The sequence below is a fragment of the Halomicronema sp. CCY15110 genome (assembly GCF_016888165.1).
In the GTDB taxonomy this organism is placed as follows: Bacteria; Cyanobacteriota; Cyanobacteriia; order Phormidesmidales; family Phormidesmidaceae; genus Halomicronema.
This window is the reverse complement of the sequence record NZ_JACSWC010000252.1, coordinates 36,851-53,158: the sequence shown is the minus strand read 5'-3', so window position 1 is coordinate 53,158 and position 16,308 is coordinate 36,851. Positions and strand designations below refer to the sequence as shown.

Below are 16,308 nucleotides of genomic sequence, written 5' to 3'. Positions count from 1 at the left end.
GTTGTCTGCCTTTGAGGCGATTTCCCGCGTCCTTACCTCACAACAAGCTGATTGGCTACTGGGTTGAGCAATTACAAAGTTTGTTTCATCTGCAATCAGCGATAGATAGAGCACATCTCGATGTTAAATATGGCAATATTTGGAAATATGCAAAAACAAGTGCATTTGATCGAGAAGAAGCTCTTTTTGTAACAAGGGTTCCCGAAGAGGGTGGATATATCCTAGATTTTCTGGGTGAAACCCCGGCAGGTAAATTCATTGTCAACCGCATCTCAGCAGCTTTAAGACCCGCTATTGAAAAGGCCATGCAAGGGGGCGAAAGGCACATTGAAAACTTTCCCGATCAAATTGAAACAAGAAAAAGACAGCTTGCTTCTTCCGTCTTTAATCTTCCAACTTGCCAAGAAATTATTGATAATCCGCCAGAGCAAATTAGTCGAAGGTATGGAGATAGATCAATAGTTAAAGAGTTTGACCAAATTGCTTCAATTATTAGGTCATCAAACACCAGTGATGACAGTGCAATCGAACTTCAAATGACTGGTGATAACACGAATAATTTTATATTTAACAAACCTATTAGTGAAAACTTTCATGCAGTTGTAGCAGAAAAATTAATTGGTGAACCTGTAATCTATTTAGCAAAGATCACATCACTCGATCACAAAAATATGAAAGGCAAGGTATATAATGTTTTCTCCAAAAAAGAAGCCAATATACATTTCGTCAAAACTGAGGATTTTTTTAAGGTGAAGCCTCATCTGGGAGATGAGAATCCTGCTAAAATTATTGCCTGTCCATTAATCGAATATGGGGCATTTGATCCGAGGGCGGGCGATATATACTTTGTAGACTTAATTCAGGAAGATGGATGAATTAATTAAGTTCCTGAAAGATAAATACATTGAAGATATAGTAGCTCCGCTGGATCTACACAAGCTTATTATTTTTTGTGTTTTTATTGGAACTTTAAGCTTGCCTTCAAAAGATGGTTATTTGGGAAGTATTTGGCTAAACATAGGCTCTATTAACATAAAAACTGTCTTTGATCCTGACAGCAATATCTGGAGTGAAATAACAGTTTTTCAAATACTGTTGTCTATACTCTTGACACTTTTCATATCTCCTATATATTTGAGATTTAAAAGTGACTTCTTTCAGGCGTTTTCAAAGATTCAGAATATAGATGTATATTTAGATAGGCTTGTTAGAAGAATTCATGGTAGCTTGACAGGCAATAAGGCACTTGACCTTATTTTAGTTAAGGATCTATCTAGGGATCTGAATACGAGAAAGAAGAAATTGATAAGATTCCATGTTTGGGGAGAGATTTGTATAGCTTGTATAGTGATATCAGTCATAGGCTTAGCTCAAAGGATTAATGCCATTGACTTCATGATAGCTATTATCTTTTTGTGCGCTGTTATCTTTATACAGTGGCGAGCTTATCTTTATTACCTTGAGAAAGTTGTTCCTGTTGCTTTACCTGAAAAAATCCTAAGAGACGGAGGGTTTGAAGCTGAAAGCGAGTATTAGGTAAAACATTTGAGTTGATTGAACAGAGTGGTTGTGGCTACCGCAGGCTAACACTGCTTGGCAGCAGACGGTCGAAAGCTTTTGGTTCTATTTCGAGGCTACTTGCCACCGCTAACCGGCAACGTTAGCCTGCTTTGCCTCTTGGCTAGGGCAGTACAGCCAGGTGATCTGTTGGCTTTCAATTTCCTATGGTTTTTTGATGTGACTAATAAATGAATTTCATTCAACGCAGCAGCTTGCTAAAAGCTTTAATAAGCTCAAAAAAATTACACCAGTCTCTCGATTTTTTCAAACAGAAGAAGTAGATCCTGATAGCAAATCAAAGCCATCGATTTTTTGTCACCTGTATCATCCTCAAAAGCCTGTTTCATCTGCTTGAACTTTAAAGTGAAATCTTCAAAAAGCTGATAAACAGTAGCAAACAAAGAAAATTCTTTGACAGATAGGACTAAGATAATATCTGTATATTTCTCATTCCAAAATCTGAAATTCAATTCAAAATCCTCTTTTTCTCCGAGATATAGTTTCTTTCCATTTGTTTCAATGACTCTATCTTGCTCTATGTTTAAGACATGAGGCGATACATCTCTATTCAGCCAATTAAGTTTAGATTCAGTATGTTGTTTTGCTCTTTCAATTTCCTTTTTAATTGCTGCTTTGTATCTACGTTGTCTAGTCAATTTATCCCAGACGTTAGCCCCAAAAGGCAGAGCAAAACCAAAAAGAGCACCCAAAAAGGCAATAACAACTTGATCCATCTTAGTTTTGTGCTAATCTATCGATTAAATTTTATGGGTATTAGAATCTCCTATTCAAGGAACTGTTGTACTTTTTCACCTGACCAATTGTTCCCTCTACTCATTGCCGCAGGCTAACACGTCACGGCAGCGGACGGACGGAAGCCACTGATGCTTAGTTCAAGGTTATCTGCCGCCGCTGCGTTTTGCCGTTAGGTACCAAGAGCGCTCGCAGCACGGTTAAGCATCTTCTTAACTTCTTCGTTTGCATTCAAGTCAATAATTTTGATTTCCGGGTGTTGCTTCTTGAAAACCCGAAATACTTCATCCGCGAAAGCTTGACCTATCGCCTCCACTTCAGAAAAATCAAAGATTACTATCTTGAACTTGTCGACATTAGCTAATAGCCTTTTAGCTTGAGAACGCGATACTAGCCTTTTATCTCCATACTGTGCCAAACGAACAGGGACGACTGTTTTATTGAAGGCATAATCATCTCCAGATGAGAAACTGTCAAATACTTGCTTAGAGGTTCTAGAAGTATTATTGTCAAGCTCCATGAAAACGGTTGTACCATCTTGAGAACTATCATTCTCGAAAATCCAATCTTCGGGCTTGTTGAATTGGTGGGAAAAGTATACATTTCCAGAAGTTATTGCAAATCGATCAAACATTCGGGATGTAAAGAAAATACCTTCGCCGCTATGACGATCTGGATCAGTTGTGAGCTTGCCTTTAGCTAGCTCAAGAACTGCGTGGCGTTCGTCATGTAGTTCCAATGATCGCTGAATCTTTCTGAAGATTCCTTCGCCGTCGTCATCAATCATGATCTCAGTGAATAAAGAAGTTCTTTTGACTTGAAGAAAAACTTCTGTTCCAGATGAGTGATCTATGGCATTGTTTAACATTTCAGTAAAGCCATAAATCCAAATATCTTTAACGTTATCCGGCAAATCAGACAACAAAGGCTTTATATCAGAATCCCATACAATATCTTCCTCAAGAGAAGCATCCAAAGAGTATCTTTTTCTCCACTCAATCAGGGGATGAAGGTAGTAACTTCTGCTATTGGTTGAGCCTTTAAACGAAAGAGCCTTTTGCTCCACTAAGCGCTTGATATGTTTGTTGACAGCTTGTCTAGTAATATCAAACTCTTGTGCTGCCAGAGCAGCTATATCCCTTGGATGCTTCTCAACATTTGTCAGGATAAATTGGCGGATTTGTTCACCACGCTTTCGCACTTTTGACACTCACATCTCTCCCTTTTGCCAAGCTTGTCCCTTTCAATTGTCAACCAAAGCGACTCCTGTTGTCAACCTTAAGAGCTTATTCATTCAGCACCTAACAACCCCAATGTACCCGACCGTCAGAACATTGCTTCGCTTGCATTCAAACATTGCTTCGCTTGCATTCAAAAGCTTCTGCGGCGGGTGATTGGAAACGTTAGGCAGTTTGACTCAAATTTGTAAGGCGGAACTTCAATAATTCTTCTGGTGTTAAATGCGATCGCATTCTCGCTTACCGTTCATGTCCCCAGCTTCACTAATCACCAGTTAACAACCAGGCCAAACATTGGGCGATCGCTTCGCTGCAATGCGGGGAGCGTTTTGGATGGGTCGAGTTATGTTGGGCCAAGGGCGATCGCCGGGGGGCAACGGTCAACGCAGAGGCGATGACTGCTGTTCCCTTTATCAATCCAGCGTTTGGTCTCATCGCTGATCACTTGGTTTGACGGATCTTGAACAAACTGGCGACCCCAGACTCCGCACTTGTGATTCTGCTTGTCGTTATGGATTTTGCCGTTTTTGACCACATCTTGAGAGTTCCAAGCTGGACAGGTGGGTGAGGAAGCAGACACTTAGATGTGGGGGAATCATCACTGCTCTATGATTACCAGTTTGAAGATGGCAATCACTTTTCCTAGTTGCTGGATATCCTTAATCTCTTAAGGACTACCGAAGTTTTGCCTATGCTCCTAGTGCAGCGTCAAGACTAAGATTTAGGGCTTGCTCCTAGAGGGAGCCACTGCGTGACTGAAACTGCATCAGCAGTTCTTGCGAATAATACTCTATGCCAAGACTGAGGCTCGCAAAATTCACGCTCTTTCTTGCATGGTGCTGACTACAGCGGGTGAGGGACAGCCTGACAAGTCCGCGCGGCATTAATACAGTCCGCGATCGCGGCATCCGTTTTAATGGCTTGGGCTTCGAAGTGAGTCTGACTGACGTGGAAACCGCGATCGCGTAACTCCGTCATCAGCTTGTCCCGCTTGGGAATATCCATCCGCCCTCGACGGCCAATTTCTGGCAGGGTGAAATAGTATGGCGGCAAGGCTGACTCATTTATCATCATCCCGAGCAGATCGGTCGCTTCTCGCCAGTCCCGTTGCAGTGCCAATCCCTGCATCTGGGCTAAAAACGCCTCGTCATGCAACGGGCCTAACCACATTGGCCCGCTGATCGTGAGGGGCTGAGGCGCGATCGCCCTTGAGATCGCGCCATGGTCACAAATGGCCCGTCCCAACTGCCGCCAAGATAAAGTTTGGTAGTGCCCACAATGATGGCAATAGCCCAAAAACCCATACTGTTTGGCTGGCCAAGACTGGGCTGCTGTCAAGCGCAGCATCACCCGATGTACGTGGCCATTGTAATAAGCGAATACCGGCTGAACGGCTAAACCCCTTGCTGCGGCTTGTTGCATGGCACTGCCAATGAGTAGTCTGGCCCCTTGCTCATGACTAGCCGGATGCGGACGGGCGTAGGCTCCGTAAAGCTGTACGCTGTGCTCAGGATTGTGCCCCCCAGTCGTGCGGGTATCCGTGCTGGTGAGATACAGCAGGCCGCCGAGTTTGGTCGCCCAGAGCCCAGTGGAAAGATACGGCGCACCGCCCCCAAAGCTATCAATATCCACCAGGTCATAAAAGTCACGTCGCTGGTAGCACTCGAAAAAAACTTCGTTGGCATCACGGTGGGTGACACGAAAGCTCTCGTTTGTCAGACTTTGTGCCAGGTTGTGATGCAGCAGATCCCCTAACTCGGGATTCCCTTCATTCGCCCAGACCAAGTCCGCCGCCGCTTCGAGGGCATAACGTAGCGATCGCACGCCACAGCCCGACATGGCATCCAGTACTCGCAGTGTTCCCCGTGTTTGCTGATCCACCGCAGCGGCCAAAATCGCTAAATCGCGACCAAGTCGGCTTTGCTCCCGGTAAAAGGCTGAGCCAACGTGAAATCGAGCCTGACCTTCGGTGATGAGCGAGGGCGACTGCGGCGGCGTCATGAGCGGGCGGCAATGGCCTGAGCGATCGCCTCATTCAGAGACTGTGGCGCTAGTTCAGTAATGACAAAAACCTCTTGCGCCGATCGGCCCTTACGTGCAATCAGCTTATAACCACCACGAATGGGGACCGAAATTTTAAGTCGGAGCTTGGGCGCATTACTCCGTGCCGTCGATAATCGGGCAGGGGTAATAGTCTGAATTTCATCGGCCAGCTCCAAGAGCTTTTCTAACACCGGAATCAAGCCAGGCAAATGGGTTGAGTGGTTCCAGACAAGTCGTCCCGGCGTTGGCTTTCCCACAATCTCCCCCACGTCGCAATTAATGAAGTCGGCAATATCGGTTAAGGCAGCGGCGACTTAGGCTTGCTCTAATGGGGCCATCGTCAGTCCCGCTCGACTCAACTGACTGTGATATAGCTCAGCCTGTTCTAGCGGCCCAACCCAGACAATAGCCTGACCTTCATGATGAATTTTGTTCGCCAAGTCCCAAGCCTGATCGCTATTCATGCCTGGAATGTATTTGGTCAAGCATTCGACAACATGCTGAAAGGTATTGAAGTCGTCATTCAGCACAATGATTTTGTAATTGGGGTACGGCTGGCGCACGACCTGACGAGTCTTTGCAGGGGCTACCGCCGGAGATGATGCCGCGCCGATAATCACTGAAGAGGAGACTGTCATTGTGAATCTGTTATAAGAGAAAATAATTGGATATTTAGCCATAGTGTATCGGATTCTTTCGGAAGCATTAAATGGTCCATACACAATTGTGTGGCGAAGGCTGTAGCCGATCTTATGGAGCAACGCCTTAGGCAGATTTCAACGACACGACGTTGCTGGCCCAATCCGATGACACAGCCCCATGCATTTCAGCGATGCATGGGACGACCCATGGGGGTAGTCAACCCAACGCTTGGGGTTGGAGCGATCGCCCCAACCCATGCCCCAAAATTATGCATCCCCGGTTACCGTGCCGTACTCGTACTAAACAGCGGCAGCAGCGATCGCTTCCTGCGTTCGTTCTTCAATCACGCGGTCAATCAAGCCATATTCCATAGCGGCCTGCGCCGACATAAAGTTGTCGCGGTCAGTATCCCGCTCAATTTCTTCCAAAGTCCTGCCAGTATGCTTGGCAAGCATTTCATTCAGCGTGTGCTTAATCCGCACCACTTCCTTCGCTTCAATTTCGATATCAGTAGCCTGACCGCGCGCGCCGCCCAACGGCTGGTGAATCATGATCCGAGCGTGAGGTAGGGCCAGCCGCTTGCCGGGGGCTCCTGCCGCCAGCAAGAAAGCCCCCATCGAAGCCGCGAGGCCAACACAAATGGTAATGACTTCTGATTTGATGTGCTGCATGGTGTCATAGATCGCCATGCCCGCCGTCACTGAGCCACCAGGGGAGTTGATATAAAGGTAAATCGGCTTGCTGTTGTCGTCAGAGTCGAGATAGAGCAAATAGGCAACGATCGCATTCGCGATGTTGTCGTTCACCTCTTCCGACAAAAAGATAATGCGCTCCCGAAACAGTCGCTCGTAAATGTTAATCCATTGCTCATAGGGACTTCCGGGCATACGGTAAGCCACGCTGGGGACACCAATGGGCATAATCAAATTCTCCTAAAACAGTTGACGTGAATGAACAAAAATAGTCGTTAGGGCAGGCTGCGACCGAGTCTAGGCATCGCCCAATACCCGGTCAATAATGCCGTACTCCACCGCTTCCTGAGGGGTGAGGTAAAACGTCCGATCCATATCTTGGGTCAGCTTTTCTAATGATTGCCCGGTGTTGCGAGACAACACCTCCATCATGAGTTGACGCTTGGCAATCACCTCGCCCGCATTGATTTGAATATCGGTCGCCTGGCCTTGGGTCGCCACCTTGGGCTGCGCCAGGGTAATCATGGAGTGAGGCAAACTCACGCGCTTACCGGGCGTACCCGCTGACAACAAGACCGTAGCAACCCCAAAACATTGGCCCATGCAAATCGTCGTAATTTCCGACTTAATGTGTTGCATGGTGTCCAAAATGGCGAGCGTTGCCGTCACTCCGGCCATGCCTGAAAACGCATCAGCCATGCCAGCCGTGACCGGATCCCCCATGGAATTGATATACAGATTAATCGGCTTACCTTGATCCTCAGAGTCGAGGTACAGCAGGGCCGAAATTACTGAATTTGCCAACCCCATCGAGACCGGCTGATTGAGAAAAATAATGCGCTCTTGACTCAGGCGGGTGTAGATATTGATCCATTGCCAATTTTGGCTTCCCGGCACCTGATAGGGAACGCGTAAAATTCCATCAACAGACATAGCGCATCCTAAGCCATTGCCGGCATTTGTTTGGGCAGGTCTTTGGTACTCTCCAAGACGCGATCGATCAAACCGTACTCCTTAGCTTGCTCGGGAGTGAGGTAGAAGGTGCGATCGGTGTCACTCGCAATCTTTTCGGCTGCTTGCCCCGTATTGCGAGACAGAATATCCAGCATTGCAGCTTTGTTATCTAACACTTCCTTAGCGCGAATCTGGATGTCAGTGGCTTGTCCGCGCCCCATCCCAATGCGCGGTTGGTTCAGCACAATGGTGGCGTTGGGCAGACTGGCTCGGTAGCCTTTGGTTCCGGCGGAAAGAATCATGGCCGCAGTGCCCATGGCTTGACCAATGCAAATCGTGTGAACGGGCGGCTTGATGTAGCCAATCGTGTCACAAATCGCGAAAGCCTCGGTGTCTTGCCCGATCGCGTCACCGGTGTACCAAGAGGTGCCGGTGGAATTAATGTAGAAGTAAATTGGCTTATCGGGATCGTCGAACTGCAAAAACAAAAGCTGCGCAATAATTAATTTGGTGACGTCAACGCCCAATTGCCGCTTGTATTCGTCCGCCGAAACCAAGGGTAGCCCCAAGTAAATAATGCGCTCTTTGAGGAGCAAAGAGGGTAAGTCGGGTGGGGGGGTCCGATAGTAGGCACCACCGCCGCCGCCATAGGGGGCTTGTACTGCACGAATTGTTGAGCTCATAAACGGAATGTAATAACTTAGGCTTCCCAGTTCTTAACATAGTAACGTGTGTGAGGAAGCTGTCAGCGGGCGAGATATCCCTACTTCATTCTGCGATTAGTTGTTTTGGAGAACTACTGTATGAGCGTCGCTCTGCACTGTGCCCTGAGTGATCCATTTTTGGATAGTCAACAAACGGCGAGCCAGCGTCAGTTAGCGATTTCGGTGCAAGTTACTGAAGGAGCGGGGGCTGGGCACGCTCCGCTGAACTTGGGACTCGTACTTGACCATAGCGGCTCAATGAATGGCCCGCCGCTGACCACGGTCAAAGAAGCGGCGGGCCGCTTGGTAGATCAGCTCTCGGAGCAAGATTCTCTTTCGATTGTGGTGTTTGATCACCGGGCCAAAGTATTGTTGCCGCTGCAATCGGTCAGCGATCGCGACACCATCAAGCGTAAAATCAATGCTCTGAAACCGAGTGGTGGCACCGCGATCGATGAAGGGATGAAGCTCGGTATTGAAACAGCGGCCCCTGGCCGGGACGGAAAAGTCTCGCAGATGTTGCTGCTCACCGATGGCGAAAATGAACATGGCTCCAACGAGCGCTGTCTCAAGTTAGCGCAAGTCGCGGCAGACTATACCCTCACGATGAATGCCCTAGGATTTGGCGATCACTGGAACCAGGACGTGCTGGAACAAATTGCGGATGCGGGGGGCGGGACGCTGTCGTACATCGAAGCGCCGGATAAAGCGGTCGATGAATTTAGTCGGCTTCTGACTCGGGCGCAATCGGTGTTTTTCACCAATGCCTTTCTGCATTTAGAACTGTTGCCAGGTGTGCGTCTTGCAGAACTCAAGCCCATTGCTCAAGTCGCCCCCGAGACAGTTGAGCTGCCGTTTGAACAGTCTGGCAACGAAGTGGTGATGCGGCTGGGGGATTTGCTATCGGACACGCCCCGGGTGGTGCTAACGAATCTCTACATTGGGGCGCAGGGCGAAGGGACTTGTCCCATTGCTAAGGCATATCTGCGCTACGATGCCCCAGCGGTCAACCAAACGGGCTTGCAGTCAGACTCAGTCACTGTCAGTGCGACGGTACAGAGTGCTTATCAAGCCACTCCCGATCCTCAGGTGCAAAAGCATGTGCTGACCTTAGCGAAGTATCGCCAAACCCAAATCGCAGAGCAAAAGTTGGCCCAGGGCGATCGCCAGGGCGCGGCTACCCTCTTACAATCGGCGGCCAAAACGGCGCTGCAAATGGGTGATCAGGGGGCCGCTACTGTGCTGCAACAAAATGCAACTCAGCTGCAATCGGGCAAAGACTTGTCGGAGCGCGATCGCAAACGCACCCGCATTGTGTCCAAAACTCGCTTACAGTAGGCGCTCATGCAGATTTCGGTCACCCCCTTCACTGTGCATAAGCGCGTTGCCCTCACCATTAGTCGGGGCACCGCTGCCCAGTCAACCAATCTATGGGTTCGGGTACAGGCAGAGGGCATTGAAGGCTGGGGCGAAGCGACGGCTTTTTCCCTCGGCACCCCAACGCAAACCACCGAGCAATTAACGACAGAACTCACGGTTCTAGCCAGTGAAGTCGCCGACTTTCATCCGCTGGAACGGCAACGTCTAGCACCTCGATTGGCACAACTCAGCTCAGCAGCCAGGGCCGCGATCGATGTCGCCTTACACGATTGGTTGGGCCAGTATGCCAAGCTCCCGCTGTGGCAACTTTGGGGCTTAGACAAGAGCCGCATTGGCCCAACTGCCGTCACAGTGGGTATTAATGCGCCAGAAAAAGCTGTCCACCGACTAGAGCTATGGCAAACTCAGGTGCCGGATTTGCGATCCGTCAAAATCAAGCTGGGCAGTCCTGCTGGCATGCAGGCTGATCAAGCGATGATGACCGCTCTGTTGGGAGAAATTTCCCCCGGCACAAAAATCAGCATTGACGCCAACGGCGGGTGGGATTTAGAGACGGCGATCGCGATGGCCGATTGGCTCGCTGAAAGGGGCGTCACCTATTTGGAACAACCGCTCCCCGTGACGCTGGATCGTCAGCTACAGACATTGTCGGAGCGATCGCCCCTGCCCATTTTCGTTGATGAAAGCTGCTTCAATGCCCAAGATGTGGCGCGTTTAGCAGGCCAGGTTCACGGCATCAATATCAAGCTAATGAAAGCTGGGGGGCTGACCGAAGCCCGCCGGATGATTCACACAGCTCGCGCCTGTGGTTTAGACGTCATGTTTGGCTGCTACTCGGATAGCGCAATTTCGAACACCGCCTTAGCCCACCTCGCGCCATTGGCCGACCATCTAGATTTGGATAGTCATCTGAACCTGACCGACGATCCATTTCAGGGCGCTACAATGCAGGCCGGTCGTTTACTGCCCAATGATTCTCCCGGTTTAGGATTGACCCACCATGAACTACCTGACCGCTGACCAGCGCATCGCCTTGCTCATGCATGAGGGGACGGATAATCCCGGTGGCAAAACGGGCTTATCCATTCTGCGCTATAGCCCGCTGAACATTGTCGCTGTGGTGGATGAACAGCAAGCTGGCAAAGATCTGAAAGCGGTGACGGGCATTGATCGCGATGTCCCGATTGTCGAGTCTGTTCAAGCTGCATTGGCCTTGCAGCCCTCAGTGCTGATGATCGGTATCGCTCCTTCCGGGGGAGCCTTACCGGAACCATGGTACGAGGAAGTTAAAGCCGCAGTCAAAGCGGGCCTCAATGTAGTCAACGGGCTGCACACACCGATGGCGACTGATCCTCAACTCACTCCTCATGTTCAGTCATCTCAGTGGATTTGGGATGTCCGACAGGAACCTCAAGGCCTTGGCATTGCCAGCGCTGCAGCCAAATCGTTGAGTTGCCGTCGGGTCTTGCCAGTGGGCACAGATATGGCGATTGGCAAAATGTCGACTAATCTTGAATTGCACAAATTAGCCCAGCAACGTGGGATCCGTTCTAAAGTGATTGCCACTGGGCAAACCAACATGATGCTGGGCGATGATGGCATCCCGCTAGATACCATTCGTGTGGACTTTGCTGCTGGTGCCGTGGAGCAGCAAGTCATGAAGTATGGCCCTGACCACGACATCCTGTTCATCGAAGGACAAGGCTCGATCTTTCATCCCGGCTCGACCGCCACCCTGCCGCTAATGCGCGGGAGCCAGCCGACTCACCTGATTTTGGTTCATCGCTTGGGGCAGACCCATATTCGCAACCATCCAACAATTCCCACGCCGTCGCTGTCAGAGGCGATTCGTATTTATGAAGTGATCGCTGCTGCTGGCAACTGTTTCACGCCAGCAAAAACCGTAGGCATTGCACTGAACACCTACGGTTTTGACGAGACTTTAGCCAAGGACGCGATCGCTGCAGCCACCCAAGAAACTGGATTACTAGCGACTGATGTCATCCGTTTTGGGGCTGAGCCGCTGCTAGACGCGATCCTCAACAATTAGAATCCTGCGTAAAAGTAAAATCTATTTCTTGCGTAGGCGATAAGTGATTCGTCCCTTACTCAAATCATAGGGAGTCAGTTCTACCTTCACGCGATCGCCTGGCAAGATCTTGATGTAGTTACGGCGAATTTTTCCGGAAATATGTGCCAGCACATTGAATCCGTTGTCTAAATCAACACGAAACATTGCATTGGGCAAAGACTCCGTAACGGTGCCTTCCATTTCGATCAAATCTTGCTTAGACAAACGCTTACCTCCTAAAAAATAAAATTGCCTCAACGCCTGAATCAGGCCACGGGCAAAAGAGCATAACTAGATTAACAAACTCAGCCTCAGGCTTAATGATCAAGGTCTTAAACCTGGACAACTTTGGCTAAGTCCTCATTGACATCTTCAATCGGCTGGTTCCCATCTATCGATACTAACTGTTGCCGGCTGCGATAAAAATCAATCAAAGGTTCTGTTCTTTCGCGATAGACCTCTAATCGATGACGAATCGTAGATTCAGTATCGTCAGAACGGCCCTCTTCTTTACCTCGATTCACCAACCGAGAAATAATGACTTCGTCAGGTACCTCTAGATTAACCACACACTCAAAGGGCTGGTTAATTTCTTTTAAGAGCTCATCTAGAAAAGTCGCCTGCTCAACGTTGCGAGGAAAGCCATCCAAAATCCAGCCGGCCAGAGCATCCTCTTCAGCTAGACGCTCTCGAATGAGATTGAGAATGAGCTCATCCGGTACTAATTCGCCTGCATCCATATAGAACTGAGCCTTCTTTCCCAACTCAGTCGCATTCGCCACAGCAGCGCGCAGAATATCTCCAGTAGAAATATGGGGCACATCGCAGTTGCGAGATAAATTATCAGCCTGAGTGCCCTTACCTGCTCCTGGAGGGCCGAGAAAAATTAGTCGAGTCACTATTGCTTCACCATTCCTTCATAGCGCTGAGAGATGACATAGGTCTGTATCTGCTTCGCAGTATCGATCGCAACACCTACCAAAATCAGCAAAGATGTTGCCCCTAAGCCCCGAAAAGTTTGCACTCGGGTAGCACTCTCAACCGCACTCGGAATCACTGCGACTAACCCTAGAAAGATGGCTCCCAAAAAAGTCAGCCGATTCAGGACACGCCCCAGGTAATCAGTTGTCGCCTTACCGGGACGAATTCCGGGAATGCTGGCTCCCATCTTCTTCAGATTGCGTGACATGTCCTCAGGATTCACAACCAAAGAAGCGTAGAAATAGCTGAAAAACAAAATCAGCATTAGATAGAGTCCGACGTAGAGTAGCGAAGTCGGATTCAAGTAATTGCCAACAAAATTCACAAACGTCGGATTGCTAACGTACTGAGTCAAAGACAACGGTAGCACCAAGACCGCCGACGCAAAAATAATGGGCATCACCCCACCCTGATTCAAGCGCAGGGGTAAGTAATTGCTTTGCTCCAGATACAGCTTACGCCCCACTTGCCGACGAGCAGAAATGATTGGAATGCGCCGCGTGCCTTCCTGCACAAAAACAATTCCTACAATCATGGCCAGAAATACCAGCAGCAGGATGATGACTCCGCCCACCAAATTGCGATCGCCACTTTGAGCAAGCTCAACAGTTTGATTGAGGGAGCGCGGAAGAGTCGAAACAATGTTCAAAAAGATGAGCAGTGATGCACCGTTGCCTAGCCCCCGTTCAGTAATGAGCTCTCCTACCCACATCACAAACATGGAGCCAGTAGTGAGGGCAACAACAGTTTGAAATATGAAGAGGAAACCAGGCTGCTCGGCAAACGGAGCCAACAAAAACATCGATAGCAGCGTGCTCTGTAAAACTGCCCAGCCCGCAGCTACGTAGCGCGTGATTTGAGAAATACGACGTCGTCCAGCCTCGCCCTCATTCTTCTGCAAATCCTCTAATTGTGGAATTGCCGCCGTGAGTAGCTGCATGATGATAGAGGCATTGATAAAAGGCAGGATGCCTAAAGCAAAAATGCCCAGAGCTGACAAACCGCCCCCGACAAAGATGTCGATGAAGCCAACAAAGCCTCCCAAGCTGCCGCTCTGAATCGCGTCTCCAAACGCCACTCTGTCAATTCCCGGAACCGGGATGAAAATGCCTAAACGCACTAGGACTAGCAGTCCTAACGTTAGCAAGAGACGACTCCTCAAGCCGGCAGCTTGAGCCATCTGCATAAAGGTTTCTTGGGCACTAGGCGTTTTGCCGCGGCTAACAACCATATTTCAAACTACCTCTCCGGCGTCAGCAAATCTGTAAAAAAGGAGATCGCACTATCGCACTCAAGCTTTAGTAGCGATCATAGCGACTCAAGGAAGTCCTAGGAAAGCAATTCACAAGTTCCACCAGCAGCTTCGATTTTCTGACGCGCTGATTTTGTGAAAGCTACTGCCTTAACAGTAAGCGCCTTATCCAGGTCTCCATCTCCCAAAACTTTGAGTGGCCCTTCAGCGGTGGTCAAAATCCCGGTTTCGAGCAGCGACTCTAACGTCACTTCTGACTTAGCTTCCAAGGAGGCTAAGTCCTCAACATTCACAATGGTGAAAACCTTGCGGTTAACGACAGGAAAATGCTTTAGCTTAGGCACACGTCGATAGAGAGGTAGTTGACCGCCTTCAAAGCCGGGACGAGTGCCGCGACCAGAACGAGACTTTTGGCCTCTCATCCCAAATCCACAACTCGCGCCCTGGCCAGCAGAAATTCCTCGCCCAACGCGCCGCTTTCGCTTTTTTGAGCCCGCTTGGGGCTGAGCGTCATTAATTCGCATGATTGGCTCCTGACAATAGCATTTCAATAAGGTGACTTAGCCTAGGCATAGAGCTTCTCAACGGGGATGCCGCGTTCTTCGGCGACTTCCGACAACGTTCTTAAAGAAGCTAGCGCATCGGCGGCAGCCCGAGCGTTATTCAGAGGATTGTTGGAACCCAACTGTTTTGCCAAAACGTTGCGCACGCCAGCGAGCTCTAGAACTGTCCGCACAGCACCACCGGCAATTACCCCTGTACCAGGCGCAGCAGGACGCATAAAGACCTTAGCACCGCCCCCGTAGCCAGTCGCTTGTTGGGGTAAGGAGTAAGAACGAGTCAAAGGAACGTCAACGAGGTGCTTTTTACCATCTGCTACCCCTTTCTTGACGGCTCCAATCACATCTCCCGCCTTGCCAACGCCAACGCCGACTTGGCCACGCTCATTACCAACGACGACAATCGCCCGGAAGCTCAGCTTTTTACCGCCCTTCACAACTTTGGTAACACGACGAATCTGAACGACTCGCTCCTGCCATTCAGACTCTTTCTCTTTGCTGCGCGTATTTTTGCGGCGATTCCCTGCCATAATTCTCTCCCTATTGCATCAACTCAATGGTTAAAAGCCTGTACCTAAAACGACAACCCACCTTCACGAGCCGCCTCCGCTAAAGCCGCTACTCGGCCGTGATACAGATTGCCGCCCCGGTCAAACACCACTTGGCTGATGCCTTGGGCAGCAGCGCGTTCAGCGATCAACTGCCCGACCACTTGGGCTCCGGCTTGATTCGCGGTCGCGCCCTTAGACTTAACTTCCGGCTCTACAGTTGACGCGGCCACCAAAGTGTGATGAGTCGTATCGTCAATAATTTGTGCATAAATGTGATGGTTTGACCGAAACACCGATAGCCGTGGTTTTTCGGTAGTACCCGATAAGCGTCGCCGAATGCGAGCATGACGGCGACGGGTAAGTTCTTTCCGACTTGCCTTCATAATTACTTCTTCCCTGCTTTACCAGCCTTACGCCGAACATGCTCGCCTGCATAACGCACACCTTTACCTTTGTAGGGCTCGGGTGGACGAGCATCTCTAATCTTAGCCGCGATGTTGCCAACGACTTCTTTATCAATGCCGCTAACAATCACATTGGTGTTGCTTTCAACAGCGAACTGGATGCCTTCAGGCGGATCAAAAATGACCGGGTGGCTATATCCCAGGCTCATATTCAACTTACTGCCTTGCACCTGAGCCCGATAGCCAACGCCTTGAATTTCTAAACGCTTTTGATAACCGTTGGTCACCCCTTCGATCATATTTGCAATCAAGGTACGGCAAAGACCGTGACGCTCTCGAGAGCGGCGTGACTCACTTTCAGGCGTTACCGTAATGGCCGACTCTTCTTGTGAGATGACGATACCTTCCGGCAACACACGAGATAGTTCTCCTTTTGGCCCTTTGACGGTGACTGCTTGACCATCAATAGTGACAGTCACTTTAGCAGGCACTGGCACTGGCCTTTTCCCAATTCGGGACATGA

The 16,308-nt window shown here is 49.4% G+C and carries 20 protein-coding genes; 5 read left to right on the top strand and 15 right to left on the bottom strand.

All coding sequences use genetic code 11. The features are described 5' to 3' along the window. Together JUK32_RS10215 and JUK32_RS10210 are read left to right on the top strand one after the other, a co-directional pair. The coding region (locus JUK32_RS10215; protein ID WP_204138750.1) for a hypothetical protein at positions 1 to 875 on the top strand (875 nt) is incomplete at its 5' end. Further along, complete coding sequence (locus JUK32_RS10210) at positions 868 to 1,536, top strand: hypothetical protein (RefSeq protein WP_204138749.1); 669 nt, start codon at positions 868 to 870, stop codon at positions 1,534 to 1,536. The genes JUK32_RS10215 and JUK32_RS10210, both read left to right, overlap by 8 nt. Before the next feature lie 266 nt (positions 1,537 to 1,802). Here the strand turns inward: JUK32_RS10210 and JUK32_RS10205 are convergent, their stop codons facing one another. The 8 genes from JUK32_RS10205 to JUK32_RS10170 form a co-directional block, all read right to left on the bottom strand. Then, positions 1,803 to 2,294, bottom strand: a complete 492-nt coding sequence (locus JUK32_RS10205) for a hypothetical protein (protein WP_204138748.1) — start codon at positions 2,292 to 2,294, stop codon at positions 1,803 to 1,805. Between the two features lie 191 nt (positions 2,295 to 2,485). Beyond that, a complete protein-coding gene (locus tag JUK32_RS28450) occupies positions 2,486 to 3,523 on the bottom strand; it encodes an STAS-like domain-containing protein (protein WP_204138747.1) in 1,038 nt (345 codons plus the stop codon). Positions 3,524 to 4,394: 871 nt separating this feature from the next. Continuing rightward, the gene (locus JUK32_RS10195; protein WP_204138746.1) at positions 4,395 to 5,552 is read right to left on the bottom strand and encodes a tRNA (guanine-N1)-methyltransferase; all 1,158 of its coding nucleotides are present in this window, start codon (positions 5,550 to 5,552) and stop codon (positions 4,395 to 4,397) included. Next, positions 5,549 to 5,851, bottom strand: a complete 303-nt coding sequence (locus JUK32_RS10190; protein WP_204138745.1) for a DUF2103 domain-containing protein — start codon at positions 5,849 to 5,851, stop codon at positions 5,549 to 5,551. The genes JUK32_RS10195 and JUK32_RS10190 overlap by 4 nt, the downstream gene beginning before the upstream one ends. A 57-nt stretch (positions 5,852 to 5,908) precedes the next feature. After that, entirely contained in the window at positions 5,909 to 6,232 is a 324-nt protein-coding gene (gene clpS / locus JUK32_RS10185; RefSeq protein ID WP_204138744.1) for an ATP-dependent Clp protease adapter ClpS, read from the bottom strand. A gap of 303 nt (positions 6,233 to 6,535) precedes the next feature. Continuing rightward, positions 6,536 to 7,156: an ATP-dependent Clp protease proteolytic subunit gene (locus JUK32_RS10180; RefSeq protein ID WP_204138743.1), complete on the bottom strand. Its 621-nt coding sequence runs from the start codon at positions 7,154 to 7,156 to the stop codon at positions 6,536 to 6,538. A gap of 69 nt (positions 7,157 to 7,225) precedes the next feature. Beyond that, positions 7,226 to 7,861, bottom strand: a complete 636-nt coding sequence (locus tag JUK32_RS10175) for an ATP-dependent Clp protease proteolytic subunit (protein WP_204138742.1) — start codon at positions 7,859 to 7,861, stop codon at positions 7,226 to 7,228. 8 nt (positions 7,862 to 7,869) lie between these two features. Continuing rightward, positions 7,870 to 8,565: an ATP-dependent Clp protease proteolytic subunit gene (locus JUK32_RS10170; RefSeq protein ID WP_204138741.1), complete on the bottom strand. Its 696-nt coding sequence runs from the start codon at positions 8,563 to 8,565 to the stop codon at positions 7,870 to 7,872. 120 nt (positions 8,566 to 8,685) lie between these two features. Here JUK32_RS10170 and JUK32_RS10165 point away from each other — a divergent pair, with 120 nt between their 5' ends. The 3 genes from JUK32_RS10165 to JUK32_RS10155 are packed head-to-tail and all read left to right on the top strand — an operon-like array spanning position 8,686 to position 12,016. After that, entirely contained in the window at positions 8,686 to 9,924 is a 1,239-nt protein-coding gene (locus JUK32_RS10165) for a VWA domain-containing protein (RefSeq protein WP_204138740.1), read from the top strand. 6 nt (positions 9,925 to 9,930) lie between these two features. Next, on the top strand, positions 9,931 to 10,986 hold the full coding sequence (locus tag JUK32_RS10160) for a dipeptide epimerase (protein ID WP_204138739.1): 1,056 nt from the start codon (positions 9,931 to 9,933) through the stop codon (positions 10,984 to 10,986). Further along, positions 10,967 to 12,016, top strand: a complete 1,050-nt coding sequence (locus JUK32_RS10155) for a DUF1611 domain-containing protein (protein WP_204138738.1) — start codon at positions 10,967 to 10,969, stop codon at positions 12,014 to 12,016. Before JUK32_RS10160 ends, JUK32_RS10155 begins: the two co-directional genes overlap by 20 nt. A 21-nt stretch (positions 12,017 to 12,037) precedes the next feature. On the opposite strand, the gene infA is transcribed toward JUK32_RS10155, so the two are convergent. The 7 genes from infA to rplF all read right to left on the bottom strand — a co-directional run bounded on the left by infA (position 12,038) and on the right by rplF (position 16,306). Further along, on the bottom strand, positions 12,038 to 12,262 hold the full coding sequence (gene infA / locus JUK32_RS10150) for a translation initiation factor IF-1 (RefSeq protein WP_006196724.1): 225 nt from the start codon (positions 12,260 to 12,262) through the stop codon (positions 12,038 to 12,040). Positions 12,263 to 12,369: 107 nt separating this feature from the next. Continuing rightward, positions 12,370 to 12,936, bottom strand: a complete 567-nt coding sequence (locus JUK32_RS10145) for an adenylate kinase (RefSeq protein WP_204138737.1) — start codon at positions 12,934 to 12,936, stop codon at positions 12,370 to 12,372. Beyond that, positions 12,936 to 14,249, bottom strand: coding sequence for a preprotein translocase subunit SecY (gene secY, locus JUK32_RS10140; protein WP_204138736.1), 1,314 nt, complete (start codon positions 14,247 to 14,249; stop codon positions 12,936 to 12,938). Before secY ends, JUK32_RS10145 begins: the two co-directional genes overlap by 1 nt. Before the next feature lie 98 nt (positions 14,250 to 14,347). Next, complete coding sequence (gene rplO, locus JUK32_RS10135) at positions 14,348 to 14,794, bottom strand: 50S ribosomal protein L15 (RefSeq protein ID WP_204138735.1); 447 nt, start codon at positions 14,792 to 14,794, stop codon at positions 14,348 to 14,350. A gap of 41 nt (positions 14,795 to 14,835) precedes the next feature. Beyond that, positions 14,836 to 15,360 carry a 30S ribosomal protein S5 gene (gene rpsE, locus JUK32_RS10130; protein ID WP_204138734.1) on the bottom strand — a complete coding sequence of 175 codons (525 nt, stop codon included), beginning with the start codon at positions 15,358 to 15,360 and terminating at the stop codon, positions 14,836 to 14,838. Positions 15,361 to 15,404: 44 nt separating this feature from the next. Further along, positions 15,405 to 15,764 (bottom strand): 50S ribosomal protein L18, encoded by a 360-nt coding sequence (gene rplR, locus JUK32_RS10125; RefSeq protein WP_204138733.1) that lies wholly within the window; start codon positions 15,762 to 15,764, stop codon positions 15,405 to 15,407. A 2-nt stretch (positions 15,765 to 15,766) separates the two neighbouring features. Continuing rightward, positions 15,767 to 16,306 carry a 50S ribosomal protein L6 gene (gene rplF, locus JUK32_RS10120; protein ID WP_204138732.1) on the bottom strand — a complete coding sequence of 180 codons (540 nt, stop codon included), beginning with the start codon at positions 16,304 to 16,306 and terminating at the stop codon, positions 15,767 to 15,769. Positions 16,307 to 16,308 lie beyond the last annotated feature (2 nt).